This is a genomic window from Acinetobacter sp. LF10 (assembly GCF_048585715.1).
Lineage (GTDB): Bacteria > Pseudomonadota > Gammaproteobacteria > Pseudomonadales > Moraxellaceae > Acinetobacter.
Window position 1 is genome coordinate 2845557 of sequence record NZ_CP184160.1, and the last position, 23632, is coordinate 2869188.

Sequence of the window (23632 nt, forward strand, 5' to 3'; positions counted from 1 at the left end):
GAAAATTTACGAGGGGGAACATCGTTCACCCTTACCACCCTAATGAATAGACTAACAAAACGACATTCTTTACATGATTGATCGCATTTAAAATTGATCTTTGAGTAATAACCAATCAGCCCAGTCAACGCCACTTACTCGGATATGATTACCCATGCTTTTACTTAAAACGGCACTGGGATCATCATTAATATTGCCATAGATACTCCAACCACTCCCTAAGCGTTGACCAAGTGCAATTATTTCCAACACAAGTTCCGACCAAGAATAGTTTTCGTCATGTGCAAGTTCCAACGTTGCCATGTAACCGCCTTTATTATATTTTTCAATCTTTAAGCTTATTGGTACTCTTTCAAATACATCTATACATTTCTGTATGATCTTTTGAGCAGAACGTTCTGATGTCGCATTTAAATGTAATTTCCATATGGATTTTGGCATTTTATCTCATAGACCTAGAGCTAAATATTTTAACTATATCCGATTATATTCTTACATCACTTAACATTATTTGTTATAGGCAATTTAAGTTTTGTCACCTATGATCAGGGTATCACTTTGAAACTGAATCGAATGAGGTCAAGCGAATATGGCAAAACATGCAAGCTCTCCCAGTAGACGTTTTTTAAAACTGGCTGGTATGACCGCAAGTATTGCCAGTAAAAGCGTTGCCAACTCCATTCGTAATCTCACCGCAGATGAAGAACAAAAAGACGCAGCACGCAGCCAATTGTTCCAAGACATCGGTCTACAAATTGCCGATACATTGGGTGAAATGAAAGGTGCTGTGATGAAAGTCGGGCAAATTGCCTCACAGTATAAAGATATCTTTCCACCTGAAGTCGCCAAAGCAATTGCCAAACTACAACGCCAAGCCCCTGCCATGCCTTTTGCTGCGATCCAACAACAAGTTGAAAAAGAACTGGGAAAGCCCTTAAACCAAATTTTTAGCTCTTTTGAAACCGAACCATTTGCAGCAGCTTCGATTGGTCAAGTACATCGTGCGGTACTTCCAAATGGGCAAGCAGTTGTGGTGAAAGTACAATATCCAGGGGTTGACCAAGCCTGTGAAAGTGACTTAAAGCAAGTCCGCCTCGCATTGCGCTTAATGGGCGTACTTAAGATTGATAAGAAGCTACAAGATCAACTATTTCAAGAAATTCAGGACAGCCTTTCTGCTGAATTGAACTATGAAATCGAAGCACAAAATCTTGAAGTCTTTAAAATCTTCCATGAGAAATTAGATGCTCAAGTCATCATCCCAACTGTTTATAAAGACTACTCATCTCGTCGCGTACTGACGCTCAGTCTTGAACAAGGCGATTCGATTGAAACCGCAAGTACATGGTCAGTTGAAACCCGTAATCAAATCGGTCGTCGTTTGATTCGCGCTTTAGGACAAGAAATGTTTTTCTTGAAGCGTTTTCATTGTGATCCTCATCCGGGCAACTTCGCTTTCCGTGAAGATGGCAGTGTGATTATTTATGATTACGGTAGCGTCAAAACACTATCCTCTGAAATCATTCAACACTTTAAAGCATTGGTCAATGCAGCTCGCCAAGAGGATATTGCTCAGGTTGAGGATTTATTGGTTGCACTGCATTCGATTGCTGAAAAGCAGAAATTTCCAACAGAACTGTATACGCAATGGATTGAAATCCTATTGCGCCCATTAAGCACGCATTATGACTTTGCCGAAAATTCATCGCATCACGATGGAATGCGACTTGTTAAAAAATCGCTTAAATATTGGGATGTATTTAAACCCTCCCCAGATACACTTATGGTCAACCGTACGATTTCAGGACATTACTGGAACTTGATTCACCTTAAAGTTCACGACAACTTAAATGATTTATTTGAAGAGCTTGTTCCAAATTACTAAAAACCACCCCCTTTATTTTGAATAAAGGGGGTGAAATATTTTACCTACAATTTATAGATCACTCACTTGAAAGCAGTAGAATTGACTCCATATATTGTTATGTTATAACATACCCTAAAAATAGGAGTCATTTAAAATGCGTAAAGATATCCATCCTGCTTATCAACAAGTCTTGTTTCATGATACCAATGCTGATGCCTACTTTTTAATTGGTAGCACACTACAGACCAAACAAAGCAAAGAATATCAAGGAAAAGTCTATCCATACGTTACCCTAGATATTTCAAGTGCATCGCATCCGTTTTATACAGGTGAAGTACGCCAAGCAAGTAATGAAGGTCGTGTTGCCAGCTTTAACAAACGCTTTGCACGTTTTAATCGCAAAGGTTAATCTTGTTTTAAGTTTCATTCATTAAGCTATTAATATTGGAAGTCTAAGGTTATATCTCCTCCGCTTAGACTTCTTTTTTTATGTCTAGATTCTATAGATCCTAGCGATCAGTTGATTTACCCACCATGCCAAACTCAATCGGTGTTTTCACATAAAATAAAGAAATCTCTTTACTATTCAGATAACTCAATAATTCGATTGCCTGTTCAGAGCTTACTGCAAATTGAATTTGTATAGGTCGATCCGCTAATTCAAAGAAACGAGCAGAATGAAATAAACCCTGATAATCAACACCTTCCAAACCCGCTAATACTGTCGCCCCACGCAAATTCATTTGACTTGCGACTGCCAACAGCCATTCGCTAATCGGTTTTCCCTAAACATTATGGTTTTGTGTCGTATAAAAAGTAATTAAAAATCCATTCATTTCATCACTCCTTGGCTATCTATGTAGCACTAAGCCATTGATGCAGGCTCATACCTAAGATGGTAAACAGCAATGATCCAAGCACATGAATCAAAATCGCAGCACAGGCATAACCCAATTTACCACTTTGTAATAAGGTAATAATCTCAGCCGAAAATGTTGAGAACGTGGTCAATGCACCACAAAAGCCCGTGATCACGAACAGTTTGTAATTGGGACTCAATGAGCTTTGAGAAAAATAGGAAATTGCAAAACCAATAATAAAGCCACCAACAAAGTTGACGGTGACCGTTCCTAAAGGAATATTGGGAAAAATAGGATTCAGCTTTAAACCCAAAAACCAACGTAACCATGCACCGAGTACCGAACCTAAAGCAATCGAAAGTAATGGATAATACATAACTTACTCCAAACCTGAGGTTGGAGGTAAACAGACATTAAACATAGATTGATAAATATTTTTCTGAAAATTTGTCATCTGCGAACTCCAAAAATGAGAACAGAGCACGCACAAACCTACGCCCCCTGTTCAGGGTAACGTAGGCATCATTAGCCAAAACGGCGGTTTGTAATAGGAGGAATGCCATCTCCTTTGCTCTAAAATAACATAATTTTTAGACAACTCAACTGCTGTGTATAAACACAAAGTTATCCACAATTTATTGAGATTCTGGCAATACTTTTTCTCCCACCACATAAAAATCCAGTTTAGGAACCACAAAAGTGAAAGCTGCGGCATCATCATCTAAACCAAATTGTTGCAACAATTGAGGAGCCTGTAATTTATCAATCTCAGCAGCCTGAATTTGTTGAAATTGCACAGGCATGTTGATATCCCCTTGCGACATCCGAGTCGGTTGGTCAATCCATTCAGCCCACGCATGATCTTGATCCACCAAAAATTGAACGGCCTCCTCCCATGAGGAAAATAAGCTTTGCCAAGCCGCAGTTAAACGTTTCTGCGTGGTGATGTGTATATCACTACTAAAAGAATAATCTTCATCCATACGAATACAAGTATGAATCACGTTTTCATCTCGTTGATGCTGAAAATGTGATGCATATTGTGCAGGCATCACATCACTGGCGAGGCGACCACCGATCGCATACAAAGCTTGATCAACGATCACTTGTTCAAAGATTACGGTCTTGGGCTTTGATTCATTTAAATAAAAGCGCCAATTACTTTGCCGAGGTGAAGGCATTAGTTGGCGTAGTATTCCAAGAAAAGTAAAGCCAAAATGCTGGTGCTGATAAGTTAAAATAGTAAAGATGGTTTTGCCCTGCTTTTCCCACAACACAACAGGATCTGGATAACGCTGGCGAACTTGCTCAACATCCACCAACCAAGACAAATAAACCACATTGCTCACCTGACTTTGTAAATGCATAAAAGGAAGTGTGCGCATCATCATACGACGGAGTTGCAAGATAAAACGACAACTTAATATCGGCGCGAAAAATCGCAATACAGACCTTGATGAGGACCACTTTAAACGGTGTCTATTCATTATTATTTAAAAGATTCATGCTCGCTTTGAGCATAAACTGCCAAGATTACAACGTCCAGTTCAAATGCGATGCTGTATTTTAAATGTTATGATGCCCGCATTACTTCATCAAACATGGAATTTTGAAATGGCTCAAAGCTTATTGGCACAACTTAAAGATGGTTCAGCAAAGTTTGCAGACGTATTGGCATTTATTGAAGCGCGTTATCAACATACGCCAACAGCCTTTCAAAATGGCGCACAATCAAATGCTGAAACCGAAAACCAAGGCAGCGCAAAAGTACTCAGCTTTGCTCAAATCGAAGGCTTAAATCAAGCGGATACGCTCAGTTTATTTGCGGAACATTATGCATCTGTATTGGCGACACCTGAAGCAACAGATCATCAAAATATTCGTCAGTTTATGCAAAATGGTTGGGATGGCGTGAAGTTTGAAGGTAAAGCACTGACTGCAAAATAAGATAAAGGAGGTCTTTAACCTCCTTTTTTATCATCATTTTCTATTGTAATGTTGGGTCTAACTAATTTAGATAAATCTGTCGTTAAACTATAAAAATCGCCACCCATTTTCCCAACACTATCGAGTTGCTGTTGATCAATCATCTGTCCATCCCATAACCTATCATCAACATAAATCGATTTGACATCCAGCAATACGACTGTACCTCCAGATGCTAAGCTACTGAATTGAATGACTTCTCTTAATTCGCATTCATATCGCACTGGTGCATATTTTACTGCCAAGGCTGCGACTGCATGGCTCGGTTCAAACTCAATCTCAGCAAAATCAAACTCACTTTGCTCTGGTGGCAATAAAGCACAAGATAAATTCATCTGTTCAAGTAGTTGTGAATTTACAATATGAATCGCACATTGTTGAGTCTCGATTAAATTTCTCAAAGTGTCTTTATCTTGCCCATTTCTTGGATTGACTTGTGAATACCAAAGGATGGGAGGATTACAACTCGCAACGTTAAAGAATGAATAAGGGGCTATATTGGCCACGCCACTAGCAGAGATTGTACTGATCCATGCGATGGGTCTAGGCGTAATTCCCCCAACCAACAAACGATAGATCTGATTGGCATCTAACTCAGAGGTTTCAAAAATCATGATGCTTGCACTACCTACTTATGGACGTTCAGTATATTGTGGTAAATCATCTGTAATGCAGTCCCATTCTGCTTTTGACGCCGCGAAAATATGCATGCTTGGTTTTTGCTGTAAAGGTGTATCTAATGTACCAATTCTTAAACGATACAATTCTGGCTGCGCATCACGTGAGCTAATGAGTGGTGAACCACATTCGCCACAAAACCAGCGATAAACACCTGAAACAGCAAATTTTTTAACGAGGTGTTCACCTTGTACAATTTTAAAATCTCTACTACTAATCGGTGCATTAGTGGCATAAGCCGTCCCGTTAGCTTTACGGCAACGCTGACAATGGCACTGAACTATCTCACCAATTTCACCCTGAATTTCGTAGCGAATGCCCTGACATAAACAACTCCCTTGATATACTGGCGATTGTTCAGACATACCATCATGCATCCTATATTGATTAACTACTCAAAACTAACACTATTCACATATCAAACAAAGTACAAAAAAGCGTATTTATATGCTTAAAAAATGTTGTACGCCTTGCCCTGCTGCTCGCCCTGTGGCAAAACAAGCCGTCAGCAAATATCCGCCTGTTGGTGCATCCCAGTCCAGCATTTCGCCACAGCAAAACACATAAGGATTAGATTTCAATTGCAATTGTGGAGATAAAACATCTTGCTTGACCCCGCCCGCACAGCTAATTGCCTCTTCGATTGGACGGAAGCCATCTAAAGAAATACTGAGATGTTTGATCTGCTGCACTATTTGCTTGGCATCTGACCATAAGCTTTTATCAACGATTTCCCGAAGCAGATTAATTTTGACCTGATCCAACCCTGCTTTACGCCAAAGATTGGTGAGAGACTGCTTTTTATTGGCTTGTAGCTTCTTTTCTAATTGTTCAATACTGATATCTGGAAGTAAGTCTAGGTGAAGTTTTAGGTTTTTCTTTTGGCTCAGCTGTGTTCTTAAATCACGCCCCAGCTTATAAATCACACCACTCTCAAAACCATAATGCGTAATGATGATATCGCCATGTGTCTTTCGCTCAGATGTAACCCACGCATCAACTCGTTTGAGTGGCTGACCAAAACAATCTTGCATAAACGGCGACCATTGTTTCAAAACCCCAGCATTGCTAGCCTGAAATGGTTCAATCTCATCGGAAGGAAGCCATTGCTGCCAAGCGCCATCACTGCCTAATTGTGACCATGACACTGCTCCACAGGCCAACACAATCGCATCATAAGTTGCACTAAATTGCTGAGTCTGATTCTCTATCGTGAGTTGATTGTTGGATAAATCCACACAACGATGACGATAATGAAATTTTACGCCATCATTCATCAATCGCTTTAACCAAGCACGAAGTAAGGGGGCTGCTTTCATTTCTACAGGAAACACACGCCCCGAACTTCCCACATAGGCATCAATACCCAGACCTCGCATCCAGTTTTGAATCCATTGAGCATCCCATTGTTTCACCCACGGGCTCAACCAATCCACACGATCATAGCGCTGTACAAAAGTCTCTACAGGTTCAGCATGTGAGATATTTAAACCCGTTTTTCCCGCCATAAGAAACTTACGGGCAGCCGAAGGCTTTTGTTCAAACACATCAATTTGATAGTTGTATTGACTCAACACTTCAGCAGCCATCAAGCCCGCTGGACCTGCACCAATAATCGCAATGCGTTTAGACATCAAGGTTCTCTTGAATATTCTGCCCTTGCAAAGGTGCAAAATCATCAAAACGGGTTCTATAGCCTTCTGGTTTTCGAATGATCAGTTGTTGGCACAACTCGCCACGTTCTAAGTACTTAATTTCAAAATGAGTACGTGCAGAATCTGCTGCAATTTTTTGTTTTTCATACGGTAATTTCCACAGCTCAAGCAACTGCTGTTCTGCTTCATCAATATATTCAGGAATATTGCTTGCGAGCGTAATAGACCCATTGGGCTGAAGACGAGAAAGTAGGAACTCAAAGAATGGCATATTCAGCCAACGTTGTGCAGGATTATGCGGTTCTGGATTTGGATAGAGAATAAAAAATTGTTCGACCTGTGCAGGATATAAGGCATGCACAATCCAAGGTAAAGCATCGGCATGAATCGGATTGAGATATTCACGCGATTCTAGTTGATGCTGTTTTTGCATAGCCAGAAATTTTTCTTTGGTTCGTTCAATCGCATACAACGTGGTGTGTAGATTTTGCCCTGTAAACAACAAGGCATGTTTGCCTTTTCCAGCACCAATTTCGACACAAATCGGCGTATTAGGAATGGCAATAAAATCACGAGGGGCTTGCATACGTTGTGCTTGAAATTGACGAATCGACATAATCTCATCAAACTATCTAGAAATCGGCATAAGTCTAACAACTCACTTTACTTTTGCCTAATCTATTTGTTTTATGTTTTAGGAATTTTCTATGCCACGTACATTTCCCTGTCCTCGTTGTGGTGAAGCCAGCACTTGGGAAGCTAATGAATTTCGTCCTTTTTGCTCAGAGCGTTGTAAATTGATCGACCTAGGTGCTTGGGCAAGTGATGAATATAAATTACCGACTCAAGATGCTCCTCAAGCAGGCTTACAACGCCAAGAAGATGATTATGAGGACTAACCTGCTTTGCTTGCAACAAATGGGTTAAATTGCTTTTCATAACCAATAGTACTGATAGGTCCATGACCTGAAATAAACTGAGTTTCATCAGGCAAACTAAAACATTCACGTTGAATTGAATCCAGTAATTGCTGATGATTACCTTTTGGAAAATCAGTACGCCCAATCGAACCTTTGAACAATACATCACCGGTCCAGAGCAAACCATGTTTGGCATTATAGAACATCACATGACCTGGGGTATGACCTGGTGCAAAACGGACTTCAAATTCATCTTCACCTAGTTTCAACGTTTCGCCCCCCTCTAACCACTGATCAACTTTGACAGGTTGTGGGATCGGGAAACCATAGCGTGCTGAGACTTCTTGGATCATATCAAGCCAAAACTGATCTTCTTTATGCGGCCCAATCACTGGAATATTCCATGTCTTAGCCAGTTCACCTACCGCACCTGCATGATCAAGATGCCCATGTGTTAACCAAAGTGCTTTAACATTTAAACCGAGTGCTTCTACTTGTTGTTTAAGTACAGCAGCATCACCACCTGCATCAATCAAAACAGCATCTTTACTTTCACTATCCCAAAGAATAGAACAATTTTGGGCAAATGCAGTAACGGGTACAATTTTGACTTGCAACATAAAAAACCTCTGGCGAAATAAAACGTCAATTTAACGATGGGCTAAGGTATGAGTGAGAGCGTCAAGATTAGCCTGAACCAGACTAGCAAGCAAATCAATATGCGCTTGATCGCTGTTCAAAGCAGGAATATAAGCATATTCCCCACCACCCGCATGTTGAAACAGTTCTTTATTCTGGATGGCCAACTCTTCCAATGTTTCTAAACAATCCGCCGAAAATGCAGGGCTCAACACTTGCACTGATTTAACTTTTTGCTCACCCCATTGCTGTAAAATCACATCTGTATATGGCTTAACCCATTCCTGCTTACCAAAGCGAGATTGGAAACTAATAGCCCATTCTCCTTCATTTAAATGCAAGGCTTCAGCGACGAGTTTCGCTGTCATACGACAACGATCAGCGTAGGGATCACCCTTATCCGCATACGGCTGCGGAATACCATGAAAAGACATCAATAATTTTTCAGGTTTACCATATTTGGCTTGATAAGCGACAACACTATCCGCCAATGCCTGAATAAACATGGGATGTTGATAATAATCTTTGATTAACGTCAGACCGGGTAAATGGCGTTGTTTAGGAATCCATTTTGCAAAAGCATCATAAAGGGGTGCTGTTGATGTTGCGGAATACTGCGGGAATAAAGGTAAAAGGATAACGTGCTCTTGTGGATTTTTTTCAAGTTGCTCAAAAACACCATATATGCTGGGTTGCCCATAGGTCATAGCAGGAACAACCGTCAAGTCAAAATGCTGATTTTCCGATTGTAAGCGTTGCTTCACCAATTCAGTTTGCTCAAGCACAATTTCTCGCATTGGTGAATCTTTTGACCATACGGAAGCATAAGCTTCAGCCACTCTTTTAGGACGGAATGTCAATACAAATAAATGTAAAATAATCCACCAAATCGGTTTCGGGATTTCAATTACACGTGTATCGGATAAAAATTGTTTTAAAAATCGACGTACTGCTGGCACAGTGGCTTCGTCTGGCGTACCTAAATTTGCTAAAACCACAGTCACTTTTGGTTTTGGTGTAGCTGACATAGATCGCTTCCGCTATAGCTGAATTTCTTCAATTACTTTAGCAGCTTTATGATTATTTTTTAAATTGAATTAATGCATAGTCTTAAATTGAAAAACCCGATTACTATCCAAAATATTACTTTCTAATAACTTCTGCCCTTTTGAGGTCAATTGCCATAACATCCGTTGACGATCATCACGGCCAGTTGGAATGATCCATTCATTTTGACGCATTTGTGTTTTAATTTCATGGAGTGCACGAATATTGATTTGCGCGCGAGAAACAGCATGCGCTCTTGGCATTTCTACACGTGCATCATCGAGACCTGTTTCATTTAAATATTCATTCATACGTTTAGAAAAATATTCTTCAGGTGTAGGAATTACAAATGAGGCACCTAAGACATTCAGTAATTGTGCCCATGTCATTTTACGGAATGGTTTAACTTCTTTGAAATTACCATCTTGATAAGCATGCATACGATATTCAAATGAATAAATCTCATGCATTGATACCTTTGGAACAGTTGCAATCGGATCGACTTCTCGACTTCCAACTTCAGTTTCAAGTTGTTTTACTTTTGCACGCAAACTGTCAATTTCATCTTGTAAAACTTGGGTATTTTGCGGACGCACCCAACCGACTACAGGATAACGTTCTAACATTTGCGGCATATTCGAACGTACCGCAAGTTCTAAATCACGCAAAGTCCGATAAGTAAAAACTTGATCAACTTCATGTTGAAGCTGTTTTCTAAACTCTTTGAATTTTTCTCTTAATTCTAATTTATGATCATGTAATACAGCATCACGTGATTCAGGATCTTCATGCATGAATACAATCACGGGTTTCTGCTTCGTCATGGCGTAAATATATTCCAAATGCATGTAACCAACACCTGAAACGGATTGTTCGCCATACTGGCTACCTAATAAGATTACGACGTAATCACAGTCATCTATTTGACGACGAGCAATAGAGGTACTTAATGGTGTGCGCTGTTCTAAGCCCCACGAAAAGAACCCCATCCCAACCAAAGTTTGAGTCAAGACTGCTCGCTCTGGTTGCATTTCATTGCCAGACGTAGAAATAAACACTTGATAACGGGTATCTTGCATAGGCTAAGCCTCAATTCACTGATCAATAATTTTAAGCTATTTTGCTTAAATTTTATTAATAGATAACCTAGATAAAACCACAAATATGATTAGATTTTACGCAATTAAGCAGTAATTTCATCCAAATTGCGAATCGTCCATGTTATTTGTTCTGGTACTAGATGTTTGAGCACTAATGATAACTCAATCGCATTATTACCACTGACATAACATTCAATACGTGTAATATTATGACTTATTTTGTCACATAATAACCTATTTTTTATCAAAATGTATGCTGTTTGTCGTGCAACCGCTTGCCCAGAGTCAATTAACTTTAACTTTTCACCAAAAACCTGACGAATCGCATCTTTAAGGAAGGGATAATGGGTACAACCCAACACTAAAAAGTCCGCACCTTGAGCAACAACAGGCTGTAAAATCTCTTGCAATACATTCAAACAACCTTGACTCATTTGCTGGCCTGACTCTACAAAAGGTACAAGTTTTAAACTGGTTACAGCGAGAACTTTCACCCCAGCAGGTTCAGCAAATTTGAGCATGACATCTTTAATCAATTGACCACGAAAAGTTGCTGGTGTTGCTAACACTGCTACAACTTTAGATTGGGTTTGGATCACAGCAGGCTTCAACGCAGGAACTAAACCTACGATTGGAAAACGTTCGCCATAATAATCTCGCAAATAATCCAAACTAAAAGCTGAAGCAGTGTTACAAGCGACAACTGCAATTTTGCAACCTTGTCGATACAACCACTCAATTGCTTGAGCAGTAAGCTTGCGAATCTCTTGATCTGAACGCGCACCATAGGGAACATGTGCTGTATCTGCATAATAAAGAATGCGTTCATTCGGTAAATGTTGTGCAATTTCTTGTGCAATCGATAATCCACCAATACCCGAATCAAAAACCCCAATTGGCGCATCAGCAGATGCGTGTGGCATAGGATCCAATAAGAGAGGCATAGGTTGAACAGCTGTCATACACACGTGAGCACTAATTTATCTAATCTTTTAAGCTTAAACCTCAGGTGCTCAAATGCAAGATCAAATCACCACTTTTTAACGTTAAAACAGCCTCACCTTGAGCATTTTCAGACAAAGAACCATAGTTCACGAGATGATAAAAACTTTGTCTCTGGATTAAAGCATTGATACCGAAACGTATATGTACATATGGGCGTAATTCACCTGCATATTCACGCATAAAAATAGGGTGTGTTTCATCCAGAATCACGACGTCCTGATTGGTTGTAGAGACTTGCAAATAAGATTTTCCATCGATTTCAATTTGATCCACATGATTGATTAATAAAGGCTCATCTTCCACCTCAATTTCAATCTGCTCTACAGGTGTTTTAAGATAAAATTTATCCTCTTCTTTCCAAAGCACTTTAGTAAACAAATCCAATAGCGCCTGCCGCTTGATCAATTGACCTTCGTGCCACCATTCGCCATTGGCTTTTACTTTCAAATCCATTTTGCCACAATGCTTTGGATGCCATTGGTCTAAAGGTGGAATTGACCTTTTGTGACTTTGCTGTACATCTTTTAAGTATTGTGAAATGTTCATTAAGTTTCTATCATCAGGAAACACGATTTTTCCCTGATTTTCTAAAGGGTTTTGTGAAGAATCATTTTCATTTATCATAGTTTATGCCTTGCTGACGAGAAAATATGACCGCTCAGCCAATTGGCGAGCCCAAGGTTTAAAACTATACTATCCCAAACGTTTGCAAGCACAATAGTAGCATTTGTGTTTGGCAATTCAGAACACTCATGGCAGCACCGAATCGCAATATTACGGTTGCCACCCTTAAAAATATGAGGAGTCCTACATGGAACACATCGAACGTGAAGCGATGGAGTTTGACGTAGTGATCGTAGGCGCAGGGCCTGCGGGTTTATCTGCTGCGATTAAAATTCGTCAATTAGCGATTGAAAACAACCTACCTGATCTTTCAGTGTGTGTTGTTGAAAAAGGCTCTGAAGTAGGTGCGCATATCCTTTCTGGTGCTGTACTTGAACCACGTGCCATGAATGAATTGTTCCCGAACTGGAAAGAAGAAGGTGCGCCACTCAATGTACCTGTAACGGGCGACGAAACCTATTTCTTACTTTCTGATACGAAAGCACAAAAAATGCCGTATTGGATGGTACCAAAATCAATGCACAACGAAGGGAACTATGTCATTTCCCTCGGTAACGTTGTGCGTTGGTTAGGTCAAAAAGCTGAAGAATTAGAAGTTTCGATCTTCCCAGGTTTTGCTGCTTCTGAAGTGCTTTACCATGAAGATGGTACTGTGAAAGGGATTCAAACAGGTGATATGGGGATTGGCAAAAATGGTGAGCCAACACATAACTTCACGCCTGGTTATGAACTCCATGCAAAATATACGCTATTTGCTGAAGGCTGCCGTGGTCACCTCGGTAAGCGCCTAATTGCAAAATATAATCTTGATAAAGATGCTGATCCGCAACATTACGGTATTGGTATTAAAGAACTTTGGGAAATCGACCCAGCGAAACACAAACCAGGTCTAGTCATGCATGGTGCGGGTTGGCCTTTATCTGAAACAGGTTCTGCGGGTGGTTGGTGGTTATACCACGCTGAAAACAACCAAGTGACTTTGGGTATGATTGTGGATTTATCTTATGAAAATCCAAATATGTATCCATTCATGGAAATGCAACGTTGGAAAACTCACCCAACCATTAAGCAATTCCTTGAAGGTGGTAAACGCATTTCTTACGGCGCACGTGCAGTTGTAAAAGGTGGCTTTAACTCTTTACCTAAACTGACTTTCCCAGGCGGTTGCTTAATTGGTGATGATGCTGGTTTCTTGAACTTTTCAAAAATCAAAGGCTCTCACACTGCAATGAAATCAGGTATGTTGTGTGGTGAGGCTGTTTTTGAAGCAATCGCTGCTGGCGTAGAAAAAGGTGGTGATCTTGCAATTGCTCGTGTCCTTGAAGGTGACGATCATTTTGCTAAAGAGTTAACTGCTTATACAGATAAGTACAATAATTCTTGGTTAAAAGAAGAGTTATATCAAGCACGTAACTTTGGTCCAGCAATGCACAAGTTTGGTACTTGGATTGGTGGCGCATTTAACTTTATCGATCAAAATATCCTTAAAGTCCCATTTACGTTACACGATTTAAAACAAGACTTTGCTGCGCTTAAAACTGTAGATGCATCAACGTTCAAACCAAACTATCCAAAACCAGATGGTAAGTTGACCTTTGACCGTTTATCTTCAGTCTTCGTGTCGAATACAGTACATGAAGAAAACCAGCCTGCTCACTTAAAGCTAACCGATCCATCAGTGCCAGTGAATGTAAACTTACCGAAATGGGATGAGCCTGCTCAACGCTACTGCCCTGCTGGTGTTTATGAAATCATGGAAAATGATGATGGTTCTAAGCGCTTCCAGATTAACGCAGCAAACTGCGTACACTGTAAGACTTGTGATATTAAAGACCCTTCACAAAACATTACGTGGGTAACGCCTGAAGGCGGCGGCGGACCGAACTACCCGAATATGTAATTAGTATCCAAACATGTAATCTATTACATAGTCATTACTCAAAGCCCTGATTGAAAGATTGGGGCTTTGTTACTTTTAACATTCAAGCTAAAATCAATGCAATTTTTTCTTTTTATGGATATAAAGGAAAGGTGTTTAAGCAACTCAAACATCAGAATATTCAATGGCGTGAAATTACTGAGATAGCCAAGTTGGAAAATTTGCTTAAAAATAGCCTGATCAAGGAAGCATAATAAATATATCACCCTGTCCCAAAATGTCAGAGCTTATTCATAGCATGACTATATATTGGCCAATAAAAACTCATAAGTGGGGCTTCCATATTGCCAAAGATGACCAAACTCTCTCCAGTAAACAAATGCCTGATCTTTCCCACCCACAGTGATATATCCCTCCTCAAATTCAGCAGGTTTAGGATGACGTTTTTTCTTGAGTTCTCGAGCAACCAGTGGAAAAGCGGCTTTTGCTTCAGAAAATGTGGCTTTAGCTCTATCGATATCTTGCTGCATTAATGCAAACAATACTTTTCCATATAAAAATTCAGGGCTATGGTCTTCTGGATACTTGGTATCCAGCCATTGCAATTTTAATTTATTCTCTGTTTCAAGAAAGCGTTTTAATAACAGATAGCGTGCTCCCTGATTATCATTTGGGGATATCTTCACTAATCTTGTAAAAATCTGCTCCGCTTCAACAGCCATCGGTGTATCAGCCATGTGTAAAGCTAAATTAAAGCAAGCCCTTAAAAATGGGCGGTTCTCAATAAAGCCCCATTCCAATAAATCTTTATCCCAGTTAAATGTAGTGGGAAATGCTGCCAGTCCAATACGATGAGCCTCACGCAAAGCGAGATAAGATTCCATTTTTCGACTAGAATATTCATAAACCAACCCAAGATGAACCCAAGCATCAATATGTTGGGGATACTCAGAAAGTAGCCTAGTTAGAGTCAACTCTGATGCAAGTAAACTGCCTTGAGACAAGTACTCCAATGCTTCATCAAATTGCTGCTCTATATCCTTATCAATCAAAGTTTCAAAAACCCACATGTGTTTTTCAAACTGTTTTAATTTCACTGAACCATTTCCTCAAATTTAATTCAATATCCAGACTACCCTTTCTGCACTAAATATCGATATTCAGTATTACTGTTTTCATCCAGACTTTCTTCTTTTAATACCAACTCATGCCCAAGATGCATACAGAACTTTGGAATATCCCATGATGTTGATGGATCTGTAGCTAAGACTTCAACAATATCGCCCGACTTGGCTTTGCGAATGGCTTGATGCAACATCATTACAGGCTCAGGACAACGTAAACCTCTAGTATTAAGTTGAACAGTGGGAAGTTGAGGTCGTTCGGACATCATCATACTCATATATTTTAATATTCACATTTTAACATAAAGTAAGTCGATAAAAATTATCAACAGCTTTTTGAAAAACTGTACATTTTTCGCATCGTTTTATTGATGCATATCCGCTTTTTCTTCGGTATGATGAAAATCATCTAATTGATATAGAGAGTCTTTAGGAAAGATCATGGTCGAGGAATCCAGTCCGTCGTGGGGTATGCGTGGCTTAAGAAAATGGTTAGGTACTGCACCTGAAACCCGCGATGAATTACTCAAGTTAGTTCAAGACTCACGCCGCTTTTTAGAGCCAGATACCGTTGCTATGCTTGAGGGTGTACTTGATCTCCCAGCAACAAAGATTCGAGAAGTAATGACGCCACGCACAGCGATTATCAGCTTACAAGAGGATGATCAACTGTTAGATATTTTGGATGTACTGATTGATTCTGCACATTCACGCTTCCCTGTGTTTTCAGCAGATCAAAGCGATAATGTGGTCGGTATTTTATTAGCGAAAGACCTTTTACCTTTCCTAACCGAGCGTAATGTCAAAGTTGATATTCATTCACTGATGCGCCAACCTGTCTTCGTGCCTGAAAGTGCTCGTTCAGATCAAGTCTTGCGTATGTTAAAAAATACACAAACACATATTGCAATTGTCATCGATGAATATGGTTCAACTTCTGGCCTAGTCACCCTTGAAGACATTCTCGAAGAGATCGTCGGTGAAATTGAAGATGAACACGATATTGCCGATGAAGAAGCGCTATATATCGTACCTGACAATGATCCAACTACAGCCAATACATGGGTTGTGCAGGCACTTACACCAATTGAACATTTCAACACAATTTTAGATGCAGATTTTTCTGATGATGAAGTTGAAACTATGGGCGGTTTACTGCTGCAAGAGATTGGTTTAGTGAGCGATTTACAAGGTCAAACCATTGAGCTTGGAGATTGGCAATTTACCATTATTGAAGCAGATGCACGCACTATTCATCTGATTCGAGCTGTACGTCAATGAGAGCCTATTTTGAAAAGCTGTTAAAAACTTCTCAACCGCAAAAACAGTTACCCTTTATTTTTCCCCTTTTGATTGCACTCATTTCAGGTGCAATCTTTAGTTTAGCTTTAGCACCTTATTATTTTTGGTGGCTGGCGATTCTATCACCAGCTCTGTTATATGCTGTATTACGTCAACGTAGCCCACGCCAAGCTTTTGCGCTAGGTTGGGCCTATGGTTTTGGTTTATGGTTTGTCGGTGCGTTCTGGCTCTACACCTCTATCCATACTTATGGTGATACCAATGCATTTTTAAGCATTTTGATGATTGCATTTATGGCGGCAGCCATGGGTTTATTTACAGCTTTTCAAACATGGCTGTACCGTCGCTTTTTCCCAGAAACACCGTTAACCTTCGCCCCACTTTGGGTGTTATTTGAGTGGGCGAAAACTTGGGTATTCACAGGTTTTCCATGGTTATTTGCAGGCTATGCTTTCACTGAACGCTTACTCGATGGCTATGCCCCTTTATTCGGTGTCTATGCAGTTTCTTTCGTCGTCATAGTATTGGCTTGTGCATTAGTCGAAATTTTAAATCGTCGCTGGTTTTGGGCTATTCCTTCTGCACTACTGATAGTGGGTGCATGGGGTGCTGGGTTGATTCAATTTGTGCATCCTAAAGCAGCTAAACCTCTGAGTGTTTCACTGATTCAAGGGAATATTCCACAAGACCTGAAATGGTTGACTGAGTATCAAATTAAAACTTTAGAAATCTATGCCACTTTAACCCGTGCGGAATGGGGGCGTGATCTGATCGTTTGGCCTGAATCATCTATTCCCTTATTTCAAACGGATATTCCAGACTTTTTAAAAGCAATGGATATTCAAGCAAAAATGGCAGATAGCGCTTGGGTGACTGGAATCCCTTATTGGGATATGCCAAAGTCTCAACAAGTGGGTGAACCCTTGTATTACAACAGTATTATGGCATCAGGCAGTGATTCGCATGGCTTGTATAAAAAACAACGTCTTGTTCCATTTGGCGAATATATTCCTCTTTCAGGAATGCTCAAATGGGTTTTACCTGCGATGCAAAATGATATTAGTATGAGTGGTTTTTCACGTGGGGAATCCAATCAAAAGCCTCTAACCATCAAAGGACATGCGCTTGCAGCAGCCATTTGTTATGAAGTCGCTTATCCTAATCTGACCCGTCGTAATGCGATGAATAGTGACTTTTTAATTACTGTTTCAAATGATGCTTGGTTTACAGGTACAGCAGGTCCTTGGCAACATTTACAAATGGTACAAATGCGTGCCAAAGAAAATGGTCGTTGGTTTATTCGCGCGACTAATACGGGTGTAACTGCATTTATTGATCACAATGGGCACATTGTGAAACAAGCTCCTTTAGATCAGGAATTTGTATTACGTGGTGATTTACCTGCCATGCAAGGACAAACGTTATACAACCGTTTAAGTGATTATCCAATCTTGATTTTCTCACTATTATTGTTAGTAATGGGATGGATTTATCGCCCACGTAAAGTTGATATTTCGTTTAAATCACGGCGGTAATTGTTTAATAAATTAAGATAAGCATTTGGATGAATAATAGATTTAAGTGCTTGTTTTATTAATATTTTTACAGAATAAATCTAAAGAAAAGACTTTTTCTAAGTACAGGTCTCCTTAAATGGTTCAGCCACGATTTGAAACTGATCTTCATATACAACATACCCTGGTCGTTCTGTACTCAAGATTTCTACATTAATCCCATGCGCTCGAAGAAGATAAGTAACTTCATACATTTTTGATATATGTTCATCAGCTGTGTCTTTAAACCAACTAAGAGCAACATTCTTCGCATGGGGTTTAGATGATCGAGCAAAGCTATCTGGTTTCTTTAGATTTTTTCTAAACCAATCATATATTTCATCATAATAAGTTTGTTCATAATCATACAATTCACCAGACTCTTCTAAATCTGACATTGCTTGAAACAAGCCCTGCCTCTTATTTGAACCCTCATCCTTTACATGAATAATAAAACGGATAAACATCATATACCCTAACTAAAATTATTTACATCAAAGTACCATAGATACTTGCACCGATAAATAAGCCACGAGACTCGATAAAAACAGCATCGGAATATAGCGATAGGCTTTAAATACAAGCTGCTCATATTTAGAAATCAGCTCATGGTTATCCCAGACACTGGTTTTTAAGGCACTTAAAAAACACAATACAAACCATGCGCTCAACATACTCAGTGCAAAGAAGCCGATCATGATTTGGCTACTACCCTCAGTCGTTTGCCATAAGGACAAAGCACCTTCACTCATCGGTAATAGGCTTAAAATAAACAACACAGATTTCAGCATTGCCCAATGAAACTGATTGAGTTCATCCAACATAAAGAATGCTTTCATCTGATTTCTCCACATCTTATTTTTCAAAGGCTTGAATTTATTATGCAAAGCTTTGATCTAAAGAAATAGTCTATTTTTCTGCATAATTTCTTTTTGTTGTAACTATCAAATATGGGAATAATTCTTATTATAACTCTCACATATTCAATATTTTATTCATTTTATATTTTTCAAATAGTTATGCTATTTTATTTAATTAAGAAATATTATCACTTCACTTTCTATTTATTTAATTCAAAAGTGAAGTGATATTTTATTCAAACATTATGGCTGATAATAAATATCCGCATCATTGCCTTCGCCACCTTCTTTACCATCCGCGCCAAACGAATATAAATCAAATGAACGACCTTCACGACCTGGAATCACATATTGAACATCATTTTCCCAACTGTCTTTTGGATAACCACCTTTAACATAACCACCTGGCAACCAGTTTTTAGCGGCCGCAGGTTTGTTGACCAAAGCATCTAAACCACCATCTTGCATGGATGGGTAACGACCATTATCCAATTTATACTGATCCAAAGCGCCAGCAACACCTTTTAGCGTAATACTCGTCGTATCAACTTTGGCTTTTTCACTTCTGCCCATTACGCTAGGAACAACTAAAGCGGCCAAAACACCTAAAATTACAATAACAACCATCACTTCAATGAGTGTAAATCCTGAGACCCGATTAAACCGAGCAACGCTCGGTCGGGTCGCAAGACGAGAAGCTATGCTTCGAGTGGCAGGATTAAGATTATACTCGAACTCTGAGTTGCAAGATTCCGCAAGGGTAGAAGCATTCAAGCTACGTCCAGCATTTTGTTTATCTATTAAATTATTCATATTCATCTCTTACATCTTACTCATCAGATCATATTGTTCATATTAATAATTGGCAACATTACCGCAATCACAATCACCAATACAATTGCTGCCATAAAAATCAGCATCAAAGGCTCGAGTAAAGCCAATAAAGTTGAGATAAACGTTGTCACCTCACGATCTTGCATGGTTGAAGCTCGATCTAACATTCGATCTAATTCACCAGAAGCTTCACCACTTCGAATCATTTGTACCATCATTGGGGGAAAATAACCGCAACGCTCCAATTGTGTTGCCAAATTACCACCTTCTGTTACACGCTCCATCGCCACTTCAATCGCATCACGAATCACCCAGTTATTACTGACTTCAGCGCCAATGCGTAAGGCTTCAACCAAAGGCACCCCTGAACGAGTCAAAATAGACAAAGTACTGGCAAAACGTGCTGCATTTATACCACGCGAAAGTTTACCAAATAGTGGCAATCTGAGTGTTAATCGGTCAAACGCATAATGCCCTGCGGTTGTTCTTAGAAAGCGGGTAAATAGAATGATCGCAATAAAAGCGAGAATCAGCATAGCAATCCAAGTATGCCGAATAAAAGCACTGGCTTTCATGAGCGCTACGGTAATCCAAGGCAAGGCTTCTTTACTTTGCTCAAAAGTCTTGACAATTTCAGGCACGACATAGGTCATTAGACCCATGACAATTCCGAAAGACATCAACATCAGTACGATCGGATAAATCATCGCACCCTGAATTTTCTTTTGCATGGCAAAACGATTTTCGGTGTAATCCGAAAGCTGATCTAGAATCAGATCAAGATGACCTGAACGCTCACCCGCAGCAACCGTTGCAATATACAGCTCAGGAAATCGCCCCGACTGCTGCATACTTTTCGCCAGTGAGTGTCCTTCCAAAACCTTGGATCGTACGGCGATTAATAAATTTTGGACATGTGATTTTTCACTTTGTTTACTCACTGCACGCAGTGCTTCTTCAAGTGGAATTCCTGCAGCGACCAAGACTGAAAGCTGACGGGTCATCAGGGCAAGATCATAGGCGCTAAAGCTTTTTTTAAACCATGAGCGTTGTTGCTGTTTGTCTTTTTGCTCAACAGCATCAACCGCAATCGGTGTCCATGCTTTATCGCGTAACTGTTGACGAATTTGGCGTGCGGAATCCCCTTCCAGCACACCTTTATGTTGCTTTCCAGAGGCATCAAGCGCGGTAAATTGATAAGCAGGCATGGTTCTGTTCTAATTGTCCCAAAATAGTTGTTGTTACAGTTGCATCCGTGTTTGAAATGAAACCTGATACTTTCACAAGAAATTCATCGACATAACACTTTGCACTTTAGCATAATTCCATGACATGCAGTCATGCCATTTTACTCATGAATGAAGCCTATATGCCTAGCCAAAATTCTAACGCTATTTTGTACCGTATTCGAGTTGCAATACCCGTTTATGTGTATGACACGTTTGACTATACGGTCAGTGCTGAGCAATACGATCAAGCACAGGTTGGCGCACGTGTTGCGATTTCATTTGGACAGCAAAATCTGATTGGAATCATTACTGAAAAAGTTGATCCCAATGACCTATTCACAGGGCAATTCAAACTTAAGGCCATCACAGAATTACTCGATCAGGAATCAATTCTAGATCAACAAGTTTTAACTTTGTTGACATGGTCAGCCCAATATTACCAATTCCCGATTGGTGAAGTGATGCAAAGTGCCCTGCCCAGCTTATTAAGACAAGGGCGCGCCTTAGACATTCTGTTTCATTTATGGAAAATCATCCCATACGATGACCCAAATGCCTTATTAAAACGCTCTCAAAAACAATATGATGCCTATCAGGTTTTAAAGCTTCATCCACATGGTTCTACGGAGAATGTGCTCAATCTTAGTGGTGTAGAAACCTCAACTTTAAAGGCATTAGAAAAAAAGGGCTTGGTTGAATGTTGTCTAGAACCGCATGATTTCACCCCAACGCCTGTGCAGCTGGCTCAAGTGCCTTTGACACCAAACAAAGATCAAAAGAAAGCCATTCAACAGATCCTCAAAGCACAGCATCACTATCAAGCATTTTTACTCGATGGTTTGACTGGTAGTGGCAAAACTGAAGTCTATTTGCAAGTCATGCATGAGGTGCTAAAACAAGGCAAACAAATATTGGTACTGGTACCTGAAATTGGCCTAACCCCACAAACGGTCGCCCGTTTTAAATCACGGTTTCATTGCGATGTGGCTTTACTGCACTCAGGCTTAAATGACTCAAAACGTTTACAAGCATGGCAACATGCACAAACGGGCAAAGCTTCCATTATTATTGGCACACGTTCAGCAATCTATACCCCACTGCCGCATTTGGGCTTAATCATTCTAGATGAGGAACATGATCTTTCGTATAAGCAGCAAGAAGGTTTCCGTTACCATACCCGTGATGTGGCGTTGTATCGTGGTCACTTGCAAGGCTGTCCCGTCATTCTCGGTTCAGCCACCCCAAGTATCGACAGTTATCATTTGGTAGAATCGGGCAAGTTACATCTACTTGAGTTGAATCAGCGTGCGGGCATCGCTGTACTGCCGAAAATGTATGTGGTGGATTTAAAAATCGCAAAAAAGAAGCACGGACTCAGCCAAACACTCATCGAACAAATCAAGCATACGTTAGAACGTAAAGAACAAGTACTGATCTTTTTAAATCGACGCGGTTATGCGCCAATTCTGATGTGTGAAAGCTGTGGCTGGCAAGCCAACTGCCCACACTGTGATGCGCACTTTACCCTACATTCACAGCCTTATCATTATTTACATTGCCATCATTGCGGTACCATCAATCGTCTGCCCGATCATTGTCCTGCATGTCAGAAACAAAGCTTAAAAACTATTGGAGCAGGAACAGCAAAACTTGAAGAACATTTACAGGAGCTGTTCCCACATCATGAAGTGATTCGGGTCGATCGTGACAGCACCAGTCGAGTCGGTAGCTGGCAAAAAATCTATGATCGCATTCAGCAAAATAAACCGAGCATTTTGTTGGGCACACAAATGCTGGCAAAAGGTCATCATTTTCCGCATGTTACCCTTGTTGCGATTTTAGATATTGATGCAGGACTGCTCAGTGTTGATCCACGTGCACCTGAGCGAACCGCACAGCTGATTGTGCAGGTCGCTGGCCGTGCTGGTCGTGGTGAGCATAAAGGCAGTGTTTATTTGCAAAGTTTGCGTCCAGATCATCCGATGCTGACCACATTGATTGAACATGATTATCGTACTGTCGCCAAACAAATGCTAGCTGATCGCAAAGTTGCCCTGCTACCGCCTTATCGTTATGCAGTATTGGTTCGGGTTGAATCTAAAGATCGCGACTATAGCCAACAATTTTTAGCTGATATTGCCCAACAATTGAGAGTGATAGCAGGCGATATCGTGGATATTTGGGGGCCCATTCCCGCACCGATGGAACGTAAAGCTGGTCGTTATCGCGCGCATATGGTGATTTTATCAACTGATCGCGCCAAGCTGCACTTTTATTTACGTCAATGGTGGCAACAAGTGGTACATTTACCACGTCAGCATTTGCTCAGACTCTCGATAGATGTTGATCCACAAGAGTTTAGTTAAAGCTAAACGTCCGTTGATTCAAATGACCAAGGGCGTTTCCGAATATCATCTTTGCAGATCATATTTTTACAGGCGCTTCATTTGAGTTAGTCTAAATAAAATAG

General features: G+C 40.2%; 27 protein-coding genes and 1 riboswitch. Of the genes, 8 read left to right on the forward strand and 19 right to left on the reverse strand.

Going from position 1 to position 23632, the window contains the following annotated elements; genetic code table 11:
- Positions 1–87: 87 nt before the first annotated feature.
- Complete coding sequence (locus ACN19N_RS13690) at positions 88–441, reverse strand: hypothetical protein (protein WP_269228935.1); 354 nt, start codon at positions 439–441, stop codon at positions 88–90.
- A gap of 148 nt (positions 442–589) precedes the next feature.
- Between ACN19N_RS13690 and ACN19N_RS13695 the strand changes: the two genes are divergently transcribed.
- Positions 590–1885 (forward strand): ABC1 kinase family protein, encoded by a 1296-nt coding sequence (locus ACN19N_RS13695; RefSeq protein ID WP_420001572.1) that lies wholly within the window; start codon positions 590–592, stop codon positions 1883–1885.
- Between the two features lie 136 nt (positions 1886–2021).
- A complete protein-coding gene (locus ACN19N_RS13700) occupies positions 2022–2276 on the forward strand; it encodes a type B 50S ribosomal protein L31 (protein ID WP_005218504.1) in 255 nt (84 codons plus the stop codon).
- Positions 2277–2376: 100 nt separating this feature from the next.
- On the opposite strand, the gene ACN19N_RS13705 is transcribed toward ACN19N_RS13700, so the two are convergent.
- The 3 genes from ACN19N_RS13705 to ACN19N_RS13715 form a co-directional block, all read right to left on the reverse strand.
- The gene (locus tag ACN19N_RS13705) at positions 2377–2643 is read right to left on the reverse strand and encodes a DUF190 domain-containing protein (protein WP_420002395.1); all 267 of its coding nucleotides are present in this window, start codon (positions 2641–2643) and stop codon (positions 2377–2379) included.
- A gap of 79 nt (positions 2644–2722) precedes the next feature.
- Positions 2723–3103 carry a fluoride efflux transporter CrcB gene (gene crcB / locus ACN19N_RS13710; protein WP_004659163.1) on the reverse strand — a complete coding sequence of 127 codons (381 nt, stop codon included), beginning with the start codon at positions 3101–3103 and terminating at the stop codon, positions 2723–2725.
- 133 nt (positions 3104–3236) lie between these two features.
- Positions 3237–3303: riboswitch (Fluoride riboswitch) on the reverse strand.
- Positions 3304–3362: 59 nt separating this feature from the next.
- Entirely contained in the window at positions 3363–4214 is an 852-nt protein-coding gene (locus ACN19N_RS13715) for a DUF2071 domain-containing protein (RefSeq protein ID WP_420001573.1), read from the reverse strand.
- Positions 4215–4341: 127 nt separating this feature from the next.
- Here ACN19N_RS13715 and ACN19N_RS13720 point away from each other — a divergent pair, with 127 nt between their 5' ends.
- A complete protein-coding gene (locus ACN19N_RS13720) occupies positions 4342–4674 on the forward strand; it encodes a HopJ type III effector protein (RefSeq protein WP_004659167.1) in 333 nt (110 codons plus the stop codon).
- Between the two features lie 14 nt (positions 4675–4688).
- On the opposite strand, the gene ACN19N_RS13725 is transcribed toward ACN19N_RS13720, so the two are convergent.
- The 4 genes from ACN19N_RS13725 to ACN19N_RS13740 all read right to left on the reverse strand — a co-directional run bounded on the left by ACN19N_RS13725 (position 4689) and on the right by ACN19N_RS13740 (position 7662).
- The gene (locus tag ACN19N_RS13725) at positions 4689–5327 is read right to left on the reverse strand and encodes a flavin reductase family protein (RefSeq protein ID WP_420001574.1); all 639 of its coding nucleotides are present in this window, start codon (positions 5325–5327) and stop codon (positions 4689–4691) included.
- 18 nt (positions 5328–5345) lie between these two features.
- A complete protein-coding gene (locus ACN19N_RS13730; RefSeq protein WP_420001575.1) occupies positions 5346–5756 on the reverse strand; it encodes a GFA family protein in 411 nt (136 codons plus the stop codon).
- Between the two features lie 78 nt (positions 5757–5834).
- On the reverse strand, positions 5835–7025 hold the full coding sequence (locus tag ACN19N_RS13735) for a TIGR03862 family flavoprotein (protein WP_420001576.1): 1191 nt from the start codon (positions 7023–7025) through the stop codon (positions 5835–5837).
- Positions 7018–7662: an SAM-dependent methyltransferase gene (locus ACN19N_RS13740; protein WP_420001577.1), complete on the reverse strand. Its 645-nt coding sequence runs from the start codon at positions 7660–7662 to the stop codon at positions 7018–7020. Before ACN19N_RS13740 ends, ACN19N_RS13735 begins: the two co-directional genes overlap by 8 nt.
- Before the next feature lie 91 nt (positions 7663–7753).
- On the opposite strand from ACN19N_RS13740, the gene ACN19N_RS13745 reads away from it, so the two are divergent.
- On the forward strand, positions 7754–7945 hold the full coding sequence (locus ACN19N_RS13745; protein ID WP_241334719.1) for a DNA gyrase inhibitor YacG: 192 nt from the start codon (positions 7754–7756) through the stop codon (positions 7943–7945).
- Here ACN19N_RS13745 and ACN19N_RS13750 read toward each other — a convergent pair.
- The 5 genes from ACN19N_RS13750 to ACN19N_RS13770 form a co-directional block, all read right to left on the reverse strand.
- The gene (locus ACN19N_RS13750) at positions 7942–8586 is read right to left on the reverse strand and encodes an MBL fold metallo-hydrolase (protein WP_269239004.1); all 645 of its coding nucleotides are present in this window, start codon (positions 8584–8586) and stop codon (positions 7942–7944) included. The genes ACN19N_RS13745 and ACN19N_RS13750 overlap by 4 nt on opposite strands.
- Before the next feature lie 30 nt (positions 8587–8616).
- Positions 8617–9633: a ferrochelatase gene (hemH, locus tag ACN19N_RS13755; protein WP_293743937.1), complete on the reverse strand. Its 1017-nt coding sequence runs from the start codon at positions 9631–9633 to the stop codon at positions 8617–8619.
- 69 nt (positions 9634–9702) lie between these two features.
- Positions 9703–10731: a DUF4062 domain-containing protein gene (locus ACN19N_RS13760; protein ID WP_269228945.1), complete on the reverse strand. Its 1029-nt coding sequence runs from the start codon at positions 10729–10731 to the stop codon at positions 9703–9705.
- Between the two features lie 104 nt (positions 10732–10835).
- Positions 10836–11714: a glutamate racemase gene (murI, locus tag ACN19N_RS13765; protein WP_269228946.1), complete on the reverse strand. Its 879-nt coding sequence runs from the start codon at positions 11712–11714 to the stop codon at positions 10836–10838.
- 43 nt (positions 11715–11757) lie between these two features.
- A complete protein-coding gene (locus tag ACN19N_RS13770) occupies positions 11758–12381 on the reverse strand; it encodes a DUF1285 domain-containing protein (RefSeq protein WP_420001578.1) in 624 nt (207 codons plus the stop codon).
- 187 nt (positions 12382–12568) lie between these two features.
- On the opposite strand from ACN19N_RS13770, the gene ACN19N_RS13775 reads away from it, so the two are divergent.
- Positions 12569–14281 (forward strand): electron transfer flavoprotein-ubiquinone oxidoreductase, encoded by a 1713-nt coding sequence (locus ACN19N_RS13775; protein WP_269239000.1) that lies wholly within the window; start codon positions 12569–12571, stop codon positions 14279–14281.
- 281 nt (positions 14282–14562) lie between these two features.
- Here ACN19N_RS13775 and ACN19N_RS13780 read toward each other — a convergent pair whose 3' ends face one another.
- Positions 14563–15357, reverse strand: a complete 795-nt coding sequence (locus ACN19N_RS13780; protein WP_269238999.1) for a hypothetical protein — start codon at positions 15355–15357, stop codon at positions 14563–14565.
- 35 nt (positions 15358–15392) lie between these two features.
- Positions 15393–15650 (reverse strand): sulfurtransferase TusA, encoded by a 258-nt coding sequence (gene tusA, locus ACN19N_RS13785; protein ID WP_269239655.1) that lies wholly within the window; start codon positions 15648–15650, stop codon positions 15393–15395.
- A 175-nt stretch (positions 15651–15825) separates the two neighbouring features.
- Here tusA and ACN19N_RS13790 point away from each other — a divergent pair, with 175 nt between their 5' ends.
- Positions 15826–16665, forward strand: coding sequence for an HlyC/CorC family transporter (locus tag ACN19N_RS13790; RefSeq protein WP_269238998.1), 840 nt, complete (start codon positions 15826–15828; stop codon positions 16663–16665).
- On the forward strand, positions 16662–18221 hold the full coding sequence (lnt, locus tag ACN19N_RS13795) for an apolipoprotein N-acyltransferase (RefSeq protein WP_420001579.1): 1560 nt from the start codon (positions 16662–16664) through the stop codon (positions 18219–18221). The genes ACN19N_RS13790 and lnt overlap by 4 nt, the downstream gene beginning before the upstream one ends.
- A gap of 98 nt (positions 18222–18319) precedes the next feature.
- Here lnt and ACN19N_RS13800 read toward each other — a convergent pair whose 3' ends face one another.
- The 4 genes from ACN19N_RS13800 to gspF all read right to left on the reverse strand — a co-directional run bounded on the left by ACN19N_RS13800 (position 18320) and on the right by gspF (position 21141).
- A complete protein-coding gene (locus tag ACN19N_RS13800; RefSeq protein ID WP_269228952.1) occupies positions 18320–18706 on the reverse strand; it encodes a hypothetical protein in 387 nt (128 codons plus the stop codon).
- Positions 18707–18733: 27 nt separating this feature from the next.
- A complete protein-coding gene (locus tag ACN19N_RS13805; RefSeq protein ID WP_269228953.1) occupies positions 18734–19078 on the reverse strand; it encodes a hypothetical protein in 345 nt (114 codons plus the stop codon).
- 264 nt (positions 19079–19342) lie between these two features.
- The gene (gene gspG, locus ACN19N_RS13810; RefSeq protein WP_420001580.1) at positions 19343–19912 is read right to left on the reverse strand and encodes a type II secretion system major pseudopilin GspG; all 570 of its coding nucleotides are present in this window, start codon (positions 19910–19912) and stop codon (positions 19343–19345) included.
- Positions 19913–19935: 23 nt separating this feature from the next.
- Complete coding sequence (gene gspF / locus ACN19N_RS13815; RefSeq protein ID WP_269228955.1) at positions 19936–21141, reverse strand: type II secretion system inner membrane protein GspF; 1206 nt, start codon at positions 21139–21141, stop codon at positions 19936–19938.
- A 146-nt stretch (positions 21142–21287) separates the two neighbouring features.
- On the opposite strand from gspF, the gene ACN19N_RS13820 reads away from it, so the two are divergent.
- The gene (locus ACN19N_RS13820) at positions 21288–23528 is read left to right on the forward strand and encodes a primosomal protein N' (RefSeq protein ID WP_420002396.1); all 2241 of its coding nucleotides are present in this window, start codon (positions 21288–21290) and stop codon (positions 23526–23528) included.
- The last annotated feature ends 104 nt before the right edge of the window (positions 23529–23632 follow it).

What these genes read in the sequence shown, in the direction of transcription:
- ACN19N_RS13715 (WP_420001573.1), bottom strand. Translation starts at nt 4,214, where the DNA reads ATGAATAGACACCGTTTAAAGTGGTCCTCATCAAGGTCTGTATTGCGA.
- ACN19N_RS13770 (WP_420001578.1), bottom strand. Translation starts at nt 12,381, where the DNA reads ATGATAAATGAAAATGATTCTTCACAAAACCCTTTAGAAAATCAGGGA.
- ACN19N_RS13725 (WP_420001574.1), bottom strand. Translation starts at nt 5,327, where the DNA reads ATGATTTTTGAAACCTCTGAGTTAGATGCCAATCAGATCTATCGTTTG.
- gspF (WP_269228955.1), bottom strand. Translation starts at nt 21,141, where the DNA reads ATGCCTGCTTATCAATTTACCGCGCTTGATGCCTCTGGAAAGCAACAT.
- ACN19N_RS13720 (WP_004659167.1), top strand. Translation starts at nt 4,342, where the DNA reads ATGGCTCAAAGCTTATTGGCACAACTTAAAGATGGTTCAGCAAAGTTT.
- ACN19N_RS13800 (WP_269228952.1), bottom strand. Translation starts at nt 18,706, where the DNA reads ATGTTTATCCGTTTTATTATTCATGTAAAGGATGAGGGTTCAAATAAG.
- ACN19N_RS13760 (WP_269228945.1), bottom strand. Translation starts at nt 10,731, where the DNA reads ATGCAAGATACCCGTTATCAAGTGTTTATTTCTACGTCTGGCAATGAA.
- ACN19N_RS13775 (WP_269239000.1), top strand. Translation starts at nt 12,569, where the DNA reads ATGGAACACATCGAACGTGAAGCGATGGAGTTTGACGTAGTGATCGTA.
- ACN19N_RS13730 (WP_420001575.1), bottom strand. Translation starts at nt 5,756, where the DNA reads ATGTCTGAACAATCGCCAGTATATCAAGGGAGTTGTTTATGTCAGGGC.
- gspG (WP_420001580.1), bottom strand. Translation starts at nt 19,912, where the DNA reads ATGAATAATTTAATAGATAAACAAAATGCTGGACGTAGCTTGAATGCT.
- ACN19N_RS13745 (WP_241334719.1), top strand. Translation starts at nt 7,754, where the DNA reads ATGCCACGTACATTTCCCTGTCCTCGTTGTGGTGAAGCCAGCACTTGG.
- ACN19N_RS13695 (WP_420001572.1), top strand. Translation starts at nt 590, where the DNA reads ATGGCAAAACATGCAAGCTCTCCCAGTAGACGTTTTTTAAAACTGGCT.
- ACN19N_RS13805 (WP_269228953.1), bottom strand. Translation starts at nt 19,078, where the DNA reads ATGAAAGCATTCTTTATGTTGGATGAACTCAATCAGTTTCATTGGGCA.
- lnt (WP_420001579.1), top strand. Translation starts at nt 16,662, where the DNA reads ATGAGAGCCTATTTTGAAAAGCTGTTAAAAACTTCTCAACCGCAAAAA.
- crcB (WP_004659163.1), bottom strand. Translation starts at nt 3,103, where the DNA reads ATGTATTATCCATTACTTTCGATTGCTTTAGGTTCGGTACTCGGTGCA.
- murI (WP_269228946.1), bottom strand. Translation starts at nt 11,714, where the DNA reads ATGACAGCTGTTCAACCTATGCCTCTCTTATTGGATCCTATGCCACAC.
- ACN19N_RS13690 (WP_269228935.1), bottom strand. Translation starts at nt 441, where the DNA reads ATGCCAAAATCCATATGGAAATTACATTTAAATGCGACATCAGAACGT.
- ACN19N_RS13735 (WP_420001576.1), bottom strand. Translation starts at nt 7,025, where the DNA reads ATGTCTAAACGCATTGCGATTATTGGTGCAGGTCCAGCGGGCTTGATG.
- ACN19N_RS13700 (WP_005218504.1), top strand. Translation starts at nt 2,022, where the DNA reads ATGCGTAAAGATATCCATCCTGCTTATCAACAAGTCTTGTTTCATGAT.
- ACN19N_RS13750 (WP_269239004.1), bottom strand. Translation starts at nt 8,586, where the DNA reads ATGTTGCAAGTCAAAATTGTACCCGTTACTGCATTTGCCCAAAATTGT.
- hemH (WP_293743937.1), bottom strand. Translation starts at nt 9,633, where the DNA reads ATGTCAGCTACACCAAAACCAAAAGTGACTGTGGTTTTAGCAAATTTA.
- ACN19N_RS13790 (WP_269238998.1), top strand. Translation starts at nt 15,826, where the DNA reads ATGGTCGAGGAATCCAGTCCGTCGTGGGGTATGCGTGGCTTAAGAAAA.
- ACN19N_RS13820 (WP_420002396.1), top strand. Translation starts at nt 21,288, where the DNA reads ATGAATGAAGCCTATATGCCTAGCCAAAATTCTAACGCTATTTTGTAC.
- ACN19N_RS13740 (WP_420001577.1), bottom strand. Translation starts at nt 7,662, where the DNA reads ATGTCGATTCGTCAATTTCAAGCACAACGTATGCAAGCCCCTCGTGAT.
- tusA (WP_269239655.1), bottom strand. Translation starts at nt 15,650, where the DNA reads ATGTCCGAACGACCTCAACTTCCCACTGTTCAACTTAATACTAGAGGT.